We start from the raw sequence: 14,065 nt of genomic DNA on the forward strand, positions 1-14,065 counted from the left end.
ATATCCCGCGTAGATTGATAAAAAAGTTCTTTACTGCATGTAATATTCTTAACAGAAAAAGATAATAAGTTCTTAACAAATTGTATTAATTAACACAAAAAAAGATCCTTATTTTTGAGAAGGATCTTTTTTTCTTATTGCACGAATGCATGAGTTAGTTGCATAATGACTTATCTATTTATCACTTTTTTCATTAGGGTTGAACTCCTTGTCCTTGTTCCGAGTTCATAACTTACATCAAATTTGGAATCTGAAGAATTTGCTAACTATCTAATTTTTAAAATTATTTTCCCTTTAGCTCTTCCTAGTTCCGAATATTCCATCGCCTTTTGAGCATCTTTAAAAGAAAAAACTTTATCAATGATGGGTTTAATTTTACCTGATTCAATATAGTTTGAAATAATACGTAATTGATCTCCACTTGGCTTCATAAACAAAAACGTATATTGAACATTATACTTTTTTTCAAGCATAGTTAATTTATAGCTTGCTGCTGAAAATAACATTGTTTTAAAAAATCCAGAACCATATTCTTTTGCAAACCGAGCGTTTGGCAATCCTGATACGGAAACAATTTTCCCACCTTTTTTTAAGACACTAAATGATTTTTCGAGTGTCTCTCCCCCAAGTGTATCAAATACCGCATCATAATTTTTCAATTTTTCTTCAAATTTTGTACTTTTGTAATTGATAACTTCATCCGCACCGAGAGATTTTACCAAATCAATCCCTTTTGAACTTGCTGTTGTTACAACAGTAGCACCCATTAGTTTTGCGAGCTGAATTGCAAAGGTACCGACACCGCCAGATCCAGCATGAATCAAAATCTTATGTCCTTTCTGTATTTGAAGGATGTCATGCAAGGCTTGAAATGAGGTTAATCCAACGAGTGGGATTGATGCTGCTTCCTCAAAGCTCAAATTTTTAGGTTTTAATGCTATATCCTCTTCATGAACTGCAATATATTCAGCAAATGTTCCCATTTTCTCTTTACGAGGACGTCCATAAATTTCATCCCCAACATTAAAACGAGTTACTTTAGCACCAACCTTCACCACTACACCAGAAAAGTCATTCCCAAGGATAAGCGGCATTTTATATTTTAGTAACAATTTCACTTTTCCATCGCGTATCTTAAAATCAACAGGATTAATACTAGCTGCATGTATTTCTGCAAGTACTTCATTTTCCCCTATTTCAGGTATCGGCATTTCCACCATACGCATCGGGGATTTCCCGTACCTTTCAATAACCATTGCGTTCATTTCCTATCCCTCCAAATAAATGACATTTCAATAAAATTTTTGCATTAACTCTTCGATATGCTTCACAAGATCTTTTAATAAACCTAATTTTGTACGTATATCAATAAAATAAAAATTTTTTGTCCCTTCTTTTCGCATTAAAATTACACCCGCATCTCGCAAGATTCTAAGGTGATGTGAAACAGCAGGACGAGAAAGATGTGTTTGCCTAGTGATTTCACCTACACGCAATCCGGTTTGACAATCCGTACCCATTAACACTAATAAGATTGATTGACGAGTTTCATCTCCAATCGCCAATAGCACTTTTTGACAATTTATAAAATCCTCTTTGATTGTATTTAGTTGGTCATGTTTATTCATTCAATTAAATTCCTCCACAAATTAGTTTAATCGTTTAAGTTGACGAACTATTGTAACGAAAACAATATACTATTGTTGTATTCCCTGCAATATTGAGAAAGTAAATCGAGACGAATCAAAAAAAAACGACTCCCACATATGGAAATCGATTTTTATAGTTTTCTTATGTAACAAACGCAAGAGTTAGTTATATATGAAATCATTATTTTTACTGATTAATATGGAATTACTTAATTGCATTGTAAGTATCTCAAAATCTTTATTTAACAAATTCTTTATGTAAATCTCAATTTCTTTTTTGGAATGCAAAATTAAAATAAATTTATCACTATTTATAAAACCTTTTTCTATCTCTTCAATATTTATCACTTTTCTTGGTCTGTATAAACCTCTATGAATTGAGAGTTTATTATTGTCTATCCTCATATAGTCAATAGTATTAAGTTTAAGAAAATATACCCCTATTACAATGAACCACAAAATAAAGAGCACCACGATTATGAAAGGAATCGTTAGTACCTTAATATGGCTAATTACATCCCATGTTTGATTTACAGTAAATAACAATATTAACAAGTTTATAATAGCACCAAACAAATAAAAAATTCCTGCCTCTTTCGATTGATTAACTTTATATTTGAGTTTCAATTTCATCCCTCCCTCAATTAATTTCTGTATAAAGTTTTAGATACCTTCTTCAATAAACCTACAAATTTACTTAATTAAAAAAGAGCACAATTAGGTGCTCATGATCTTCTACTAACGCATATTTAAAAAGAATTATTAAAATCGGTTCCTTTTTCACTAGTTATCCTTATGAAATTTTATTATTTCTTTCGAATAAAAAAGTATCCCGATTATACCGAGTAAAACTTCTTAGTTTCCCTTTATCTATTTACTATCTGAACTAATAATTGATCCATATGGAATTGTATGTGACTCAGCCGTCTTATAAATTGAACAAACATAAATCTTTTCGTAATTGTTATATTTCCATTTTAAACAAGTATTATTATTCGATTCAATCGATGAATCAGTTGTAAAAAAAATAGTAGCTAGACCGAAAATAGTAAATCCGCCAATTAAGCCACGTTTTATCTCATCAGCATATTCTCGTATCCATAAAATAGTTTTGTACATAGTACCCTCCAAAAATTAAAATAAATATGAGTAATTCATTTTATGATTGTTTGGAGAGAGATAATACTAAACTACGAATAGATTTACTAGAAGAATATTTCAAAAACCATCCTTTCTTAAAAAACGACTGTCCTTAAATTGGACAGTCGTTTTCCTATTTATACAACTAACGAGTGCATTAGTTCCATTGGTTTATTATGAAATTAGCACTGACAAAATTTACTCGAATAGAATACTAAATAGATAAAGCACAAATTTGTATTACTCAATCGGTTTTTCAAAAATAAAAACGGTTACAGCCATGTCCTCTTCAATCTTTGCATCTGAAAATAAATGAAGCAGCTTTGAACCGACGAGTTCCTCCATTCCTTTTGGAACATCTTGCTTATATACATCCCGAATCATTTCGGTTCTGGCACTATGAATTACTTTTTTTCCTTCTTGGGATTGTGAGATAAATTTTTCAGTAGGTGTTAGTATACCACTCATGATCGTTACAGCCATGTTCTCCACAAAATGAGTGAATATTCGCTCTGGTCCCTTTCCAAAAATCTCTTTCCTCATTTTCCGAACAATATCATTAAATGCTGTTTCCTTTTTCCCCATAACCCTTCCCCCTACAATTCAATTCTATAATAATAAATTCAATTTCATAATTTTGTCTTGTTTTTTTAGATACGAAGAGTATAATAATGTCTGTTGAACACAATTTATACGAGTTTTATGAATGGAATTCTAATAAAACATTTTGTTTGAACTCTATTTATTATTCCCAATGGAATGATTCATTAGTAGGAATTGCTAATTGATTACTCCACCACAAGGTATCATCTCATTAGATGATATTTTGTGGTGGAGTTTTTTTGTGTGGAAAAGAAAAAACAAGCTATTCTCTTTTGATACTTTATTTCATCGGTCTTATGTTTTGCTCAATTAGTTTCTTATTATTTTAAGGGGGATTATAAGAATGTCTTGGACAGTTTTACATTTTATCGGAATTATTTCATATGCAGCAAGCGGAGCATTTGTTGCTCTTGAAGCAGAATTTTCTTTTATTGGGGTGTATGCTTTGGGATTAACCACAGCCTTCGGAGGAGCAATGGTCCGAAATTTTATTATCGGTGTCCCTGTTTCTGAATTATGGGTCCATTCCATCATTTTAACTGTTTTAATGACGCTGACAATCATCGTAATATTACCGCAAAATTGGATCAATCATTGGAAACGGTGGAGTTTATTTTTTGATTCGATTGGACTTTCTTCCTTCGCTCTCCAAGGAGCAATGTCCGCCAAAGAAAGTTTTTCAGATGATTTGGGTGTGATGATTTTGGCATCGATGTTTACAGGAATTGGAGGAGGTATGATTCGCGACATTATAGCTGCTCGAAAACCACTCGCTTTAAAAGAAGAAATCCATGCAATTTTAACGATCTTATGTGCAATATGTATTTGGTTGGGTTGGAACACTCCTCTTCAGTTGACTCTGATTGTTCTGCTTGTTATAGCTTTACGCATGTCAGCAATCCACTATCAATGGCGTCTGCACCTACCCTGTCACCATAAAAAAGAATAGTTTGGCATATACTTTTATAGATATTTCCGTTGGTAAAATATCTACACAAATTGAAGTCAATAATATTTAGATTATTTAGGTTGATCACCTAATTTGATTGATATATTTTGTAACATATTCCAATAAATCAACTTAATAAACTTAACTGCCAAATACTTCAATAAAAAAAGTAAAGGTTCTTCATAAATGAAGAACCTTATATGTTCCAAAACTATAAAGACCAGTTTCTTTATAAAATAACTGTTCTTTATATTATTTACATTTCTTTCGCTCCTATGTACCTTTTTTCCCAATAACTATTTTCTAAGGAGGAAATAGTTACCCCTTTTGATGAGGAGCTGTGTATAAACTGATTACCTCCGATATAAATACCCGCATGTGAAGCACCAGGTTTATAGGTTTCAAAAAAGACCAGATCTCCAACTTCTGGATTGGACACCCTTTTCCCCTTTTTATATATTTCCGATACCGTTCTTGGTAAATTGACATCTGTGCTTTCGTCGAAAACGTATTTTATGAACCCGCTGCAATCAAAACCTTTTGGCGTATTGCCTCCCCATACATATGGTACATTTAAATACTTTTTGCTTTTTTTTACTATTACTGAAGATTTATTGTTTGAAACCACTTTAGCAGGTTGAATCTGCTTTTTAACGCCTAATGCTTTATATGTATTCTTACCTACAATACCGTCTGGCTTTAAGCCTTTGCTTTTTTGAAACTTTATTACTGCACCTTTAGTGATTGTTCCGAAATATGTAGTTGAATTTGTTTTAAAATATCCTTTATTCTTTAAAACTTCTTGTAATTGTTTTACTTCTGTATGGGTCATTCCCCTTTTTAATGTACGATCACCTAATGCTGCATTACTAACCAATGGATTTGACAATAACACTCCTGTCGCTACAAATGATGCTATAATCTTTTTCATTTAATAACTTACCTCCGATAAAACCTTTTTTATGATTTTATCATTCTAAAGTTACATGGGTATTTACCTGTATTTACAGTATTATGACAAAAACATTAAAAATACGCGTTTAAATGACAAAAGGTTTTTCTCCCCATATGATGACATTGGCATTCAAGAGAACCATTTAGTTAATAATCAAATGCTGATTCATTGTATCTTTTAACTGAAATAATTCAGCTTTTACGTGTCGCATTATATAATCTTCATCTGAATCCAATTGTTATTCAACAATCTCATGCTTTATTTCAATAAACAGGTAATCAACTTACGATCAGATAAATTTAATAATATTAAACATTTGAAGCAACATTCTCAAAGTTGCATTCAGTTATTTCTATTTCTACACAATCTCCAATTAATAAATACCAAAGTAGATAATAACACTATTGCCGAGACCCAAAAATAAAAGCCAAAGTTATGTTCCGTAACAATGCCTTTAGCAAAATAGAGGATGATCGAATACAGATCATCCTCTACTACCATCCCATATAGAATTTTTCTTGTTCGTAAAATCTTCTTTTATTCATTCTAAAAATGAATTCAATTATGCAGAAAACACCTAAAAATAATAATATTATACTAAGTATATATATTCTGCTATATTACTTTCCATAGTTTTTCATCCTTAAATAAAGATTTATATCTAATATAATATTAACACAATTACTCGAAACATTATTTAACTAATATGCCTATTAGCATAAAAAAGACCGACGAAAACCGTCGATCATTTATGTAACTGATGCATGTGTTAGTTGAATTAAGTGAATTTTAAATCTATATACTTATTAATTTTATTCGTTTATTAAATTCTGTGTGTTGTACTTTTAGTAGACTCCATACACGCCTTTTAAATATATGTATACATCATCCAATAACCAATATCTTCAAATCCTATTCTCTTATAAATTGCTCCTGCTGAAGGATTATCATAGAACAAACATAGTTCTTTACCTTCTTTTAAAAGTTGATTACAAAGCACAAGCATGCACTTTGTTGCATATCCCTTCTTCTTATAGTTTTCAAGCGTAGCGACCGCGATAACCATCGCTGATAAGGAATTTTCTGCTGCTGTCGAGGCTGTTGATACAATTTTTTCATCTTCCTTAATAAAAAATGAGCGTGAAGTACCATCAGTCAAAGTTCGACGTTTTCTTTCTACTGTAATGATAGAATCATTAAATTCTGGAACAGAGTTTAATAATTGTACAAGAGCTTCTGCATCCTGGGGAGAGGCTTGCTCGACATTGGAAAATTCCCCAATATTTTCGTTCGAAGTTAATTTGGTACACTTGGCGTAATATGTTTGCCTTTTTGTTTTTAATTGTTTGTTCAAGTATGGCTCAATTTTTTCAGTGATTTCCTTAAGACCAGACATGAACTTAAAATTATGATCATTAGATATAATCTCTGCAAATCCTTCAGCGTTAAATACATTTGATGCATATGGTATATAGTTTTCTTGATATTTTAACAACACAGCAACAAGTTCGCCACTATCGTTAAACTCTCCCCAAACTTTTTGAAATTCTTGGTTATATCCGTATGCCTCAATATCACCAATAATAAACAAATTTTCAGCACTTCTAGGCTTTAATAAATTAAAACAAGCCTCATGATCATTTTGAGTTAGTCTTCTGATCATAATTCTCTCCCCTTTTAAATAAGCTTTCAACTTAAAATATTCCCATCATTTTACAGTAAAAAGTAAGTGCTGAAAAGAATTATTTTTAATTATTAAAAAACTCCAAAACACTCTTAGCTTATCAAACTCTGGTATTTTTTTATCTAAATTATAGATAGCAAAATAAAAAAGACTAACTTAATTGTCTGCCATATTATCAAACTAACACTCTCGTTAGTTGTATATGATATTAATAATTATATAATAATAACTTCTTCATTGTCTCTTTCTCTCTTTTCTATTGATGTACTTTATATCAATCATTAGGCACACTAAAATATACCTCGATTCTTCAATTCACTACATTTATTATAGCATCGCTCATCTAACTAAACTGCTATTTAGCATAATAAAAAAGCTGATAATCAGCCTTTCGTGATCTTCAACTAATGCGCCAGTTAGTTCAATAACACATAATAAAAAGTACTCTTAATCTTAATACTCAATACCACCAACACACGCCCATAATAACATCAGAAAAATGATTGAAAATAAAACAGTGTTAATATTTTCAAGTAACTTATTCTCTTTTTTAGCTATTATATTTTTTAGCATCTTTATAAATAATTTAAAAAATAAAATTGCTGACAACCAAATTATTAATATAAATAAAACCATATTATATACTCCCTCTGTCTCCTGAAAGATTATTTAATATACCAGTCTATAATAGTGAATTCCTTACTAATTTATATTCAATCTAATTCCAAAGAGTCCTTCTCTTAGCAACTAATCTGCCAATAGTAAAATAAGAAAAATCGACTTTTCAGCCGATTGTGTAGTTCAACTAATGCGCTCGTTAGTTGCATAAGGAATATTATTATGTTTACTTTATTTTTGCGCTTTTTGTATAAAACGCAAGTGCAAATGGAATCAGAGGAGTTAGTGCGACTAACCTTTCCCAATTCTCTCCACCAATATAAAATAGTGTTGGTAGTAAAGCAATTCCACTCCATAGGAATGATTTCCAAGATTTTTTCCAAAGCCCCCATAACAATAGAATCAATCCAAAACTAATTAATCCCCAAACGATAAAACCTAATAGAATGAATCCTATATCTCCCATTTGTTCACTCCTATACCTATTTATTATTTATCTATATATTGTATGATATTGATAGAACAATTGTCCTTCCCATAAATAAAACAAGAGATGAATTTGAACTGCACCCCAATTGTTATACACATCTAACAAATTGGAGGCGCAGTTTTTTTATGGCTACATTAAGGATATTAGAAGTATAACAGTTAACTTTTTTCTATTTTTGAGAGATATTGCCAAGTTCATTTTATTAACACCTCACTAAATATTCCATATAAATGGTTTCTGGAAGGATAAAGCTCACTGTTTTATTTTTTGATAAGCTCTCGATAATGAATGAAACAAAGAAAGAGAATCCTTAGGAAAAGTCCTTTGGATTCTCTTTCTTTTTTTTTGACGCCTATGTTCAAACTCCTTTAAAGTATGGTCAACCTTACGTTTTAGGTCTTCCATTGAGCATTTTTGTAAATGTTCAAATGTTATTAACATCTCGGATTATTATTACGTTCTTCTGTGCATCTTAGGTAAGTAGCACATTTCTTTTTGAAACACTTAGTTACTGTCCCAGATTTAAGTTTATCTTTAAACTTCTCATAGCAGTAACATACTTCATCGTCCTGTAAAGGTTCATTCTTTCGACCAAAGACCATTGGTCCGATATCAGAAGGTTTTAAGTCTTCTATTCTGTTATCTTTTTTGTACTTATCTAAACACGACTTACATATACAAGATCTTCTTACCTCTTTTGGTGATATCTGATTAAATATATCTCTTGGGAAATACTCATCATTACACCAACAAGTCTTCCCACTTGAGCACTTATTCTCATTACCACACATGGGACAGAGCTTAATTGCCATTAAATACCCTCCTCAATAATATGGTTAACAAAAAGAATTACCCTTTAATTCTGTTCAATCATTTAATTGTTTTACTAAATTAATCCTTTGAATTATATCAATCCTTATTTAACTAAACTGCCAAATACTTAAATAAAAAAGGCAGCCATTAGCTGCTCTCTCTCTTCAACTAACGCGCACGTTAGTTACTTAAGGATTTTTAAAATATGTTACGACTCCAATTATTATAATGAAAGATACATAAATTATAAGGAACTTGCCTAAAATTCTCATTAACTTATTGTTATTTTTCTTACCAACTTTCAAAATAATGTAAATAATGAGTGCCATAAAAAAGAGCATATTCAATATGGGTAAAACAGGATAAATGAAATCAAACATTTTATTCTCCTTTCACTTATACCAATGTTTAATATATTATTTCTACGATATATATTTATTACCCTTCACCTTTAAGTTGGGTTATTTTAATCTTAATAACATTTATTAGTTAATTAAAGTAAAGAGCATAGTAAATCAGTATCTGCCAGTTAGTTACATAACCGTATTGAAAAAAGGACTGCCGATAACAGCCCCGATTGTTGTGAAATAAAAGCCCCCGTTACTTAAAGAAGATTGAGGCAATTATACCTCCTATTATGAGTACAAGAATAAGTATCCCCGTACCTTTCCAACCTAAACTACCTACTAAATCCACAAGACTGCCACTGTTTGCTCTATTAAAAGCATCGTTCAGACTACCTGTCGGATTTCTTTTTAATTCTTCTTGTCTTAATCTCTCTCTTTTTCGTTCAGGAGTTTCTTTGTTATCTTGCACTTAAACATCCCCTTGTAAGTTAAACAATCATTCCTTTTATATTTTACCACGTATAACCATTATCCTTGTTGAACTGCCAGGAAAGGACTAAGTTTATATAAATTTTAAAATAGAATATCCTTTGAATTCATAAGAAAAAGCTACCTCAGTAGCTTTTTATCTTCATCTTCATCTGTAGATTGTTTTTTCTTATTTCACATCATGCGTACTAGTTGTTTTCTCTTTAGATAAAAACCAACCGCTTATTGCAATGAGAAGCATAACTGACCAAAAAATTGAATTCCATATTGGTCCTTCAACAAAATCATGTGAAATTATATGCACTGATGGATGCGCAAGAGTATGCATTAATAACTTTACCCCAACCCAACCAACAATTAACATTGCAGCTTTTTCTAGTCTAGGGCGTTTAGTCAATAATGTAACAAAGAATCCTGCTGCGAATCGAATTACTATTAAACCTGCAATAGCTCCTATTATGATTATTATAAATTTTGCTCCATCCATCCCTCCAATTTCACCAAATTGTGTATCGGGTAAATCGATGACAAGAGCTACAGCTGCTAATATAGAATCAACGGCAAATGCGATATCTGCTAAAGCAATTTGAGCTACCGTCATGCGATAGCTTTTTTCTTTTTTCCCTTTTTCATCATTTGGTTTTTTTAATAAATGCTTGATAGCTATGTAAATTAAATAAGCAGCCCCTATAGCTTGAACCTGCCAAACATGGAAAAGAAACGAAATAATAAAAATTGCACCAACTCGAAATATGAATGCTAATAGTAAACCAATATTAATTGCTTTCTTCTGTTGTTCTTCTGGAAGGTGTTTTGCCATAATCGCTAAAACTAAAGCATTGTCAGCTGATAGTAAGCCTTCTAAAAAAATCAAAATAATTAGAACCCAACCATACTCAATTAACAAAGACAGTTCCATATGGGCCTCCTAAATAAAAGTAATAATTCTTAATTGCATATAAGGTTATTGAAGTAATGAAAAATTATCTCTTAAAAGTCTTCGCATAAGCGATCGGAAAGCTCTTCGATCGCTTATGCGCAAATAATATGAAATAAGTGTTTTTGAATTATCTCATTTTATTTACTGTCCTAATTGTTTAATTTGTTCAATGATACCAGCTATTTCTTGAATAGACTTAAACATTTCCGTATTCTCTACAATGGCAGGATCCAGCTTGCCGTCTTCTATATTGTTTAAATAAAGGTCAATCCCCACTAACACTTTATTATTTTGTTCGACCATTTGCTGATGCAGATCCGCAGCCATGTCCGGCGACTGAAGTTCATTAAATTCTTTAATATCTTTTTTCATTTCTTCCAGCTTTGTTTCCAATTCTTTTGCCGCTTGCTGATCACTAACAGCTTGTTCTGCAATTAAAGGAACTTCGTTTCCAAAAGTAATAGCTTCATTTACATAATCCGTTGCTTCATTCACGTACGTTACTGTGTTGTTTACACTCTCCAATGAAGAACAGCCCCCAAGGAGCAAAAATGGGACAGTAGAAAAAATAACCAACCATTTTTTCATTGAGTTTACCTCCGTTTTCGTAAGATTGCCTATACATTTTTAGAAGATTGTGTATACTTGTCTTCAATCTTCTTCTCAATTTTTTCCATTTCCTTCTCATTGCTCATGAGTTCCTTTTTGTTTTCCAACACCAACTGTTTAAATGACAGTTTAATCGTTTTTCTCATCATCCATCACCTTCTTTTACTTAATTTCTAATCAGTATTGAGTTTAAAATCTCTTTTTCATTTTCTCTTCCTAAGTTCATTCATGATGATAGGGATCATTCGTTTTTTTGCCATTTTTATTCCTTTTCGGAATACAGTGCTTTTAAGTATTTTGAAAAGTTTAGACATAGTCGTGCTCCCTTCTGGTACCGATTTTCATGAATCTTAGTGGAGATTCCTCATCTTTCGGAATAAACAACGTGAATTTCTCACAAATGAAAAAACACCTTTACCAATTATCTGGTAAAGGTGTTCAACATAAAAGACCTTTACCAACGACATTGGCAAAGGTCTCGCTTGCAATCGAAATTGCCAGCAAAGCCGAGGATTTGAATCCCGTAATGACGACTTTGCTGTAATAGCTACTCCCCTTTGGAGAAAACACGTTTCATCTATTTGAATTCATCTTAACCCGAAACAACTGATACGTCAAACAAAAACTCTAAAGAAAAAAATTACTTTTTATTCCGCTTTAATGACTAGTGTGGAGGAGCGTCTTCAATTAAATAGTTATTTGAGCATAAATCCACCTTTGACATTGTGAAGCATTACAATTAAACTAATCTGCATTTTTTTAAATAAGAAAAAGAGCATATTCAGATTAAGAAATACGTTCCTCTTTTTACTACCATTCCAGGAGTCTTTGAAATATCACATTATTGTAATTTTAAATGATAACCATGAAAATTAATTTTTTGAACATTTCTATTTAATTATCATCAACTTCAAATTAAACTGTTATTAATAACAACTAGAAAAATGAGGAGTCAATTATGCCAGATTGGTCTTATCACACATTATTTAAACCTTTATTATCAAATCTTCCTGCTAAAAGATCTCGAGAATTTATTCATCAGAGTATGGGATTCATTTCTTCAATCCCGCTTGGAACTAAATTAATTGAATTTTTAGGACATATGAAAACTGATGAAATATTAAAAAAAGAAATACATTCTATTACATTTGAGAATTCAGTTGGTTTATCTTCTTCCATTGATCCATTACTTAATGGAACAAATGCTTTTATGAATTTAGGATTTGGCTGTATTGAAATTGGACCTATTTCAGTTAATAAAGAACTTCATCCAACACCAAACATCCAATTAAAGCATAATCTTTTAAAAGATTTTCAACTTGAAGAAACACTCGGTATACAAGAAACGCTTCAAAAACTTTCAAAGGTTAAAAAAACACATCCTTTATTTGCAAAAGTTCAAGGTTCAATAGATGAATTTCAATTAATAGATTCTCATATTTCAAAATTTGTAGATGTTTATGTTATTGATCTTACCCTATTAAAACAATACGATAAAAATTCATGGCTAGCTTCAAAACCAATTTGTCTCTCAATTGATGTAGGTTCATTATCTGAAATAACGGTAGAAGAAATGAACAAGCTGTTAGACTCGATCATGATACAAAGTGATCCACTCTTATCGGATGTAGAAAATAAACAGCTGCTTATTCATGCGATTAATCAATTACATGCAAACGGCTATGACAAACCAATTTTCACTTCTGGGGGGATTTCTGAACCGATTGATGCAGTTGAATTGTTGGAGGCAGGTGCAAAACTAGTATTTTTATCGCATGGGTATGTGTTAAGTGGTCCAGGTCTTCCTAAACGAATAAACGAAGCAATTCTCCATCGTAAAGATCAACCAATCCAGCATAACAAGGATTGGAATTGGTATTTCTTATTTGGGTTCATCATGTTTGTTGGTGGATTGATCGCATTATTGATTAGTTTAACAACTATCATTCTTCCATATGATGAATATTTTTTAAATACAAATAAAGAGAGCATTATCCAGTTTAATAATAGGATTCTACCATTTATGTCACATGACCGGATGACTCTTTCGGGAACGATCATGTCCGGAGGAATTCTATTTATGTCACTTGCAAGATATGGAATTCGCCCAGGCTATCATTGGGCTACTAAAGCCTCTAATATTAGTGCCATTATTGGTTTTATGGCAATATTCCTTTTTATTGGTTTTCAGTATTTCGATTGGTTGCATGCATTGTTTTGGTTATTTTTATTACCACCTTTTCTGATTGGATATAAAAAAACGCGTAAATTAAAGAGAAAGCCAACCTCACAAAATTTACATAATCATCGATATTGGAAAAATAGTTTAATAGGTCAGCTCGCTTTTATAATACTAGGTTTCGCTCTTTTAATAGGAGGCATACTCATCTCCATAATCGGCATGACGACTACATTTGTAGAGACAGATTTAGCTTATTTATGTATAAGTCCATCACAAATTGATCAATTCAACTTGAATTTAATACCTGTTATTTCACATGACCGGGCTGGTTTTGGTGGCTCACTTGTTAGTGTTGGTTTACTCGTTTTAATGATTTCTTTATGGGGATTTCAACAAGGGAAGCGATGGATTTGGTGGACATTACTTTTTGGTAGTTTACCAGCATTTATCACAGCAATTGGTGTTCATATTTTAATAGGATACACAGATTTTATCCATCTTCTTCCCCCTATCGTTGCACTGCTATTATTAATTGGTGGATTGGTGACGTCTTATCAGTTTTTCCACCTAAAAGACCAATCCAAATAAAGAAGAAAG

The 14,065-nt window shown here is 31.6% G+C and carries 16 protein-coding genes; 3 read left to right on the forward strand and 13 right to left on the reverse strand.

Features of this window, described 5'->3' with window-relative positions:
• Positions 1–266: 266 nt before the first annotated feature.
• The 5 genes from CAB05_RS03195 to CAB05_RS03215 all read right to left on the reverse strand — a co-directional run bounded on the left by CAB05_RS03195 (position 267) and on the right by CAB05_RS03215 (position 3,374).
• On the reverse strand, positions 267–1,265 hold the full coding sequence (locus CAB05_RS03195) for an NADP-dependent oxidoreductase (protein WP_087998360.1): 999 nt from the start codon (positions 1,263–1,265) through the stop codon (positions 267–269).
• Between the two features lie 27 nt (positions 1,266–1,292).
• On the reverse strand, positions 1,293–1,628 hold the full coding sequence (locus CAB05_RS03200; RefSeq protein ID WP_087998361.1) for an ArsR/SmtB family transcription factor: 336 nt from the start codon (positions 1,626–1,628) through the stop codon (positions 1,293–1,295).
• 183 nt (positions 1,629–1,811) lie between these two features.
• Positions 1,812–2,276, reverse strand: a complete 465-nt coding sequence (locus tag CAB05_RS03205) for a hypothetical protein (protein WP_087998362.1) — start codon at positions 2,274–2,276, stop codon at positions 1,812–1,814.
• Positions 2,277–2,519: 243 nt separating this feature from the next.
• Entirely contained in the window at positions 2,520–2,768 is a 249-nt protein-coding gene (locus CAB05_RS03210; RefSeq protein WP_087998363.1) for a hypothetical protein, read from the reverse strand.
• Positions 2,769–3,029: 261 nt separating this feature from the next.
• Positions 3,030–3,374, reverse strand: coding sequence for a Na-translocating system protein MpsC family protein (locus tag CAB05_RS03215; RefSeq protein ID WP_087998364.1), 345 nt, complete (start codon positions 3,372–3,374; stop codon positions 3,030–3,032).
• 361 nt (positions 3,375–3,735) lie between these two features.
• Between CAB05_RS03215 and CAB05_RS03220 the strand changes: the two genes are divergently transcribed.
• Positions 3,736–4,341 (forward strand): trimeric intracellular cation channel family protein, encoded by a 606-nt coding sequence (locus CAB05_RS03220; protein ID WP_087998365.1) that lies wholly within the window; start codon positions 3,736–3,738, stop codon positions 4,339–4,341.
• A gap of 256 nt (positions 4,342–4,597) precedes the next feature.
• Here CAB05_RS03220 and CAB05_RS03225 read toward each other — a convergent pair whose 3' ends face one another.
• The 8 genes from CAB05_RS03225 to CAB05_RS03270 all read right to left on the reverse strand — a co-directional run bounded on the left by CAB05_RS03225 (position 4,598) and on the right by CAB05_RS03270 (position 11,432).
• A complete protein-coding gene (locus CAB05_RS03225) occupies positions 4,598–5,272 on the reverse strand; it encodes a C40 family peptidase (RefSeq protein WP_087998366.1) in 675 nt (224 codons plus the stop codon).
• A gap of 892 nt (positions 5,273–6,164) precedes the next feature.
• Entirely contained in the window at positions 6,165–6,959 is a 795-nt protein-coding gene (locus CAB05_RS03230; protein WP_087998367.1) for a GNAT family N-acetyltransferase, read from the reverse strand.
• An 865-nt stretch (positions 6,960–7,824) separates the two neighbouring features.
• Complete coding sequence (locus CAB05_RS03240; protein WP_235821352.1) at positions 7,825–8,064, reverse strand: hypothetical protein; 240 nt, start codon at positions 8,062–8,064, stop codon at positions 7,825–7,827.
• 458 nt (positions 8,065–8,522) lie between these two features.
• Positions 8,523–8,900, reverse strand: a complete 378-nt coding sequence (locus tag CAB05_RS03245) for a cysteine-rich CWC family protein (protein WP_087998369.1) — start codon at positions 8,898–8,900, stop codon at positions 8,523–8,525.
• Between the two features lie 601 nt (positions 8,901–9,501).
• Positions 9,502–9,717 carry a DUF6366 family protein gene (locus CAB05_RS03255; protein ID WP_087998371.1) on the reverse strand — a complete coding sequence of 72 codons (216 nt, stop codon included), beginning with the start codon at positions 9,715–9,717 and terminating at the stop codon, positions 9,502–9,504.
• Between the two features lie 189 nt (positions 9,718–9,906).
• A complete protein-coding gene (locus CAB05_RS03260; protein WP_087998372.1) occupies positions 9,907–10,656 on the reverse strand; it encodes a TerC family protein in 750 nt (249 codons plus the stop codon).
• A gap of 162 nt (positions 10,657–10,818) precedes the next feature.
• Positions 10,819–11,202 (reverse strand): DUF6376 family protein, encoded by a 384-nt coding sequence (locus CAB05_RS03265; RefSeq protein WP_235821353.1) that lies wholly within the window; start codon positions 11,200–11,202, stop codon positions 10,819–10,821.
• Between the two features lie 92 nt (positions 11,203–11,294).
• Positions 11,295–11,432 carry an FbpB family small basic protein gene (locus CAB05_RS03270; protein WP_142283043.1) on the reverse strand — a complete coding sequence of 46 codons (138 nt, stop codon included), beginning with the start codon at positions 11,430–11,432 and terminating at the stop codon, positions 11,295–11,297.
• A gap of 254 nt (positions 11,433–11,686) precedes the next feature.
• On the opposite strand from CAB05_RS03270, the gene CAB05_RS22020 reads away from it, so the two are divergent.
• Positions 11,687–11,830 carry a hypothetical protein gene (locus tag CAB05_RS22020; protein ID WP_217348559.1) on the forward strand — a complete coding sequence of 48 codons (144 nt, stop codon included), beginning with the start codon at positions 11,687–11,689 and terminating at the stop codon, positions 11,828–11,830.
• Positions 11,831–12,244: 414 nt separating this feature from the next.
• Positions 12,245–14,056 carry a dihydroorotate dehydrogenase gene (locus tag CAB05_RS03275; protein WP_087998375.1) on the forward strand — a complete coding sequence of 604 codons (1,812 nt, stop codon included), beginning with the start codon at positions 12,245–12,247 and terminating at the stop codon, positions 14,054–14,056.
• The last annotated feature ends 9 nt before the right edge of the window (positions 14,057–14,065 follow it).

Source organism: Gottfriedia solisilvae (assembly GCF_002128405.1).
In the GTDB taxonomy this organism is placed as follows: Bacteria; Bacillota; Bacilli; order Bacillales; family Bacillaceae_G; genus Gottfriedia; species Gottfriedia solisilvae.

What these genes read in the sequence shown, in the direction of transcription:
- CAB05_RS03220 (WP_087998365.1), top strand. Translation starts at nt 3,736, where the DNA reads ATGTCTTGGACAGTTTTACATTTTATCGGAATTATTTCATATGCAGCA.
- CAB05_RS03200 (WP_087998361.1), bottom strand. Translation starts at nt 1,628, where the DNA reads ATGAATAAACATGACCAACTAAATACAATCAAAGAGGATTTTATAAAT.
- CAB05_RS03260 (WP_087998372.1), bottom strand. Translation starts at nt 10,656, where the DNA reads ATGGAACTGTCTTTGTTAATTGAGTATGGTTGGGTTCTAATTATTTTG.
- CAB05_RS03230 (WP_087998367.1), bottom strand. Translation starts at nt 6,959, where the DNA reads ATGATCAGAAGACTAACTCAAAATGATCATGAGGCTTGTTTTAATTTA.
- CAB05_RS03195 (WP_087998360.1), bottom strand. Translation starts at nt 1,265, where the DNA reads ATGAACGCAATGGTTATTGAAAGGTACGGGAAATCCCCGATGCGTATG.
- CAB05_RS03270 (WP_142283043.1), bottom strand. Translation starts at nt 11,432, where the DNA reads ATGAGAAAAACGATTAAACTGTCATTTAAACAGTTGGTGTTGGAAAAC.
- CAB05_RS03225 (WP_087998366.1), bottom strand. Translation starts at nt 5,272, where the DNA reads ATGAAAAAGATTATAGCATCATTTGTAGCGACAGGAGTGTTATTGTCA.
- CAB05_RS03215 (WP_087998364.1), bottom strand. Translation starts at nt 3,374, where the DNA reads ATGGGGAAAAAGGAAACAGCATTTAATGATATTGTTCGGAAAATGAGG.
- CAB05_RS03210 (WP_087998363.1), bottom strand. Translation starts at nt 2,768, where the DNA reads ATGTACAAAACTATTTTATGGATACGAGAATATGCTGATGAGATAAAA.
- CAB05_RS03245 (WP_087998369.1), bottom strand. Translation starts at nt 8,900, where the DNA reads ATGGCAATTAAGCTCTGTCCCATGTGTGGTAATGAGAATAAGTGCTCA.
- CAB05_RS03240 (WP_235821352.1), bottom strand. Translation starts at nt 8,064, where the DNA reads ATGGGAGATATAGGATTCATTCTATTAGGTTTTATCGTTTGGGGATTA.
- CAB05_RS03275 (WP_087998375.1), top strand. Translation starts at nt 12,245, where the DNA reads ATGCCAGATTGGTCTTATCACACATTATTTAAACCTTTATTATCAAAT.
- CAB05_RS22020 (WP_217348559.1), top strand. Translation starts at nt 11,687, where the DNA reads ATGAAAAAACACCTTTACCAATTATCTGGTAAAGGTGTTCAACATAAA.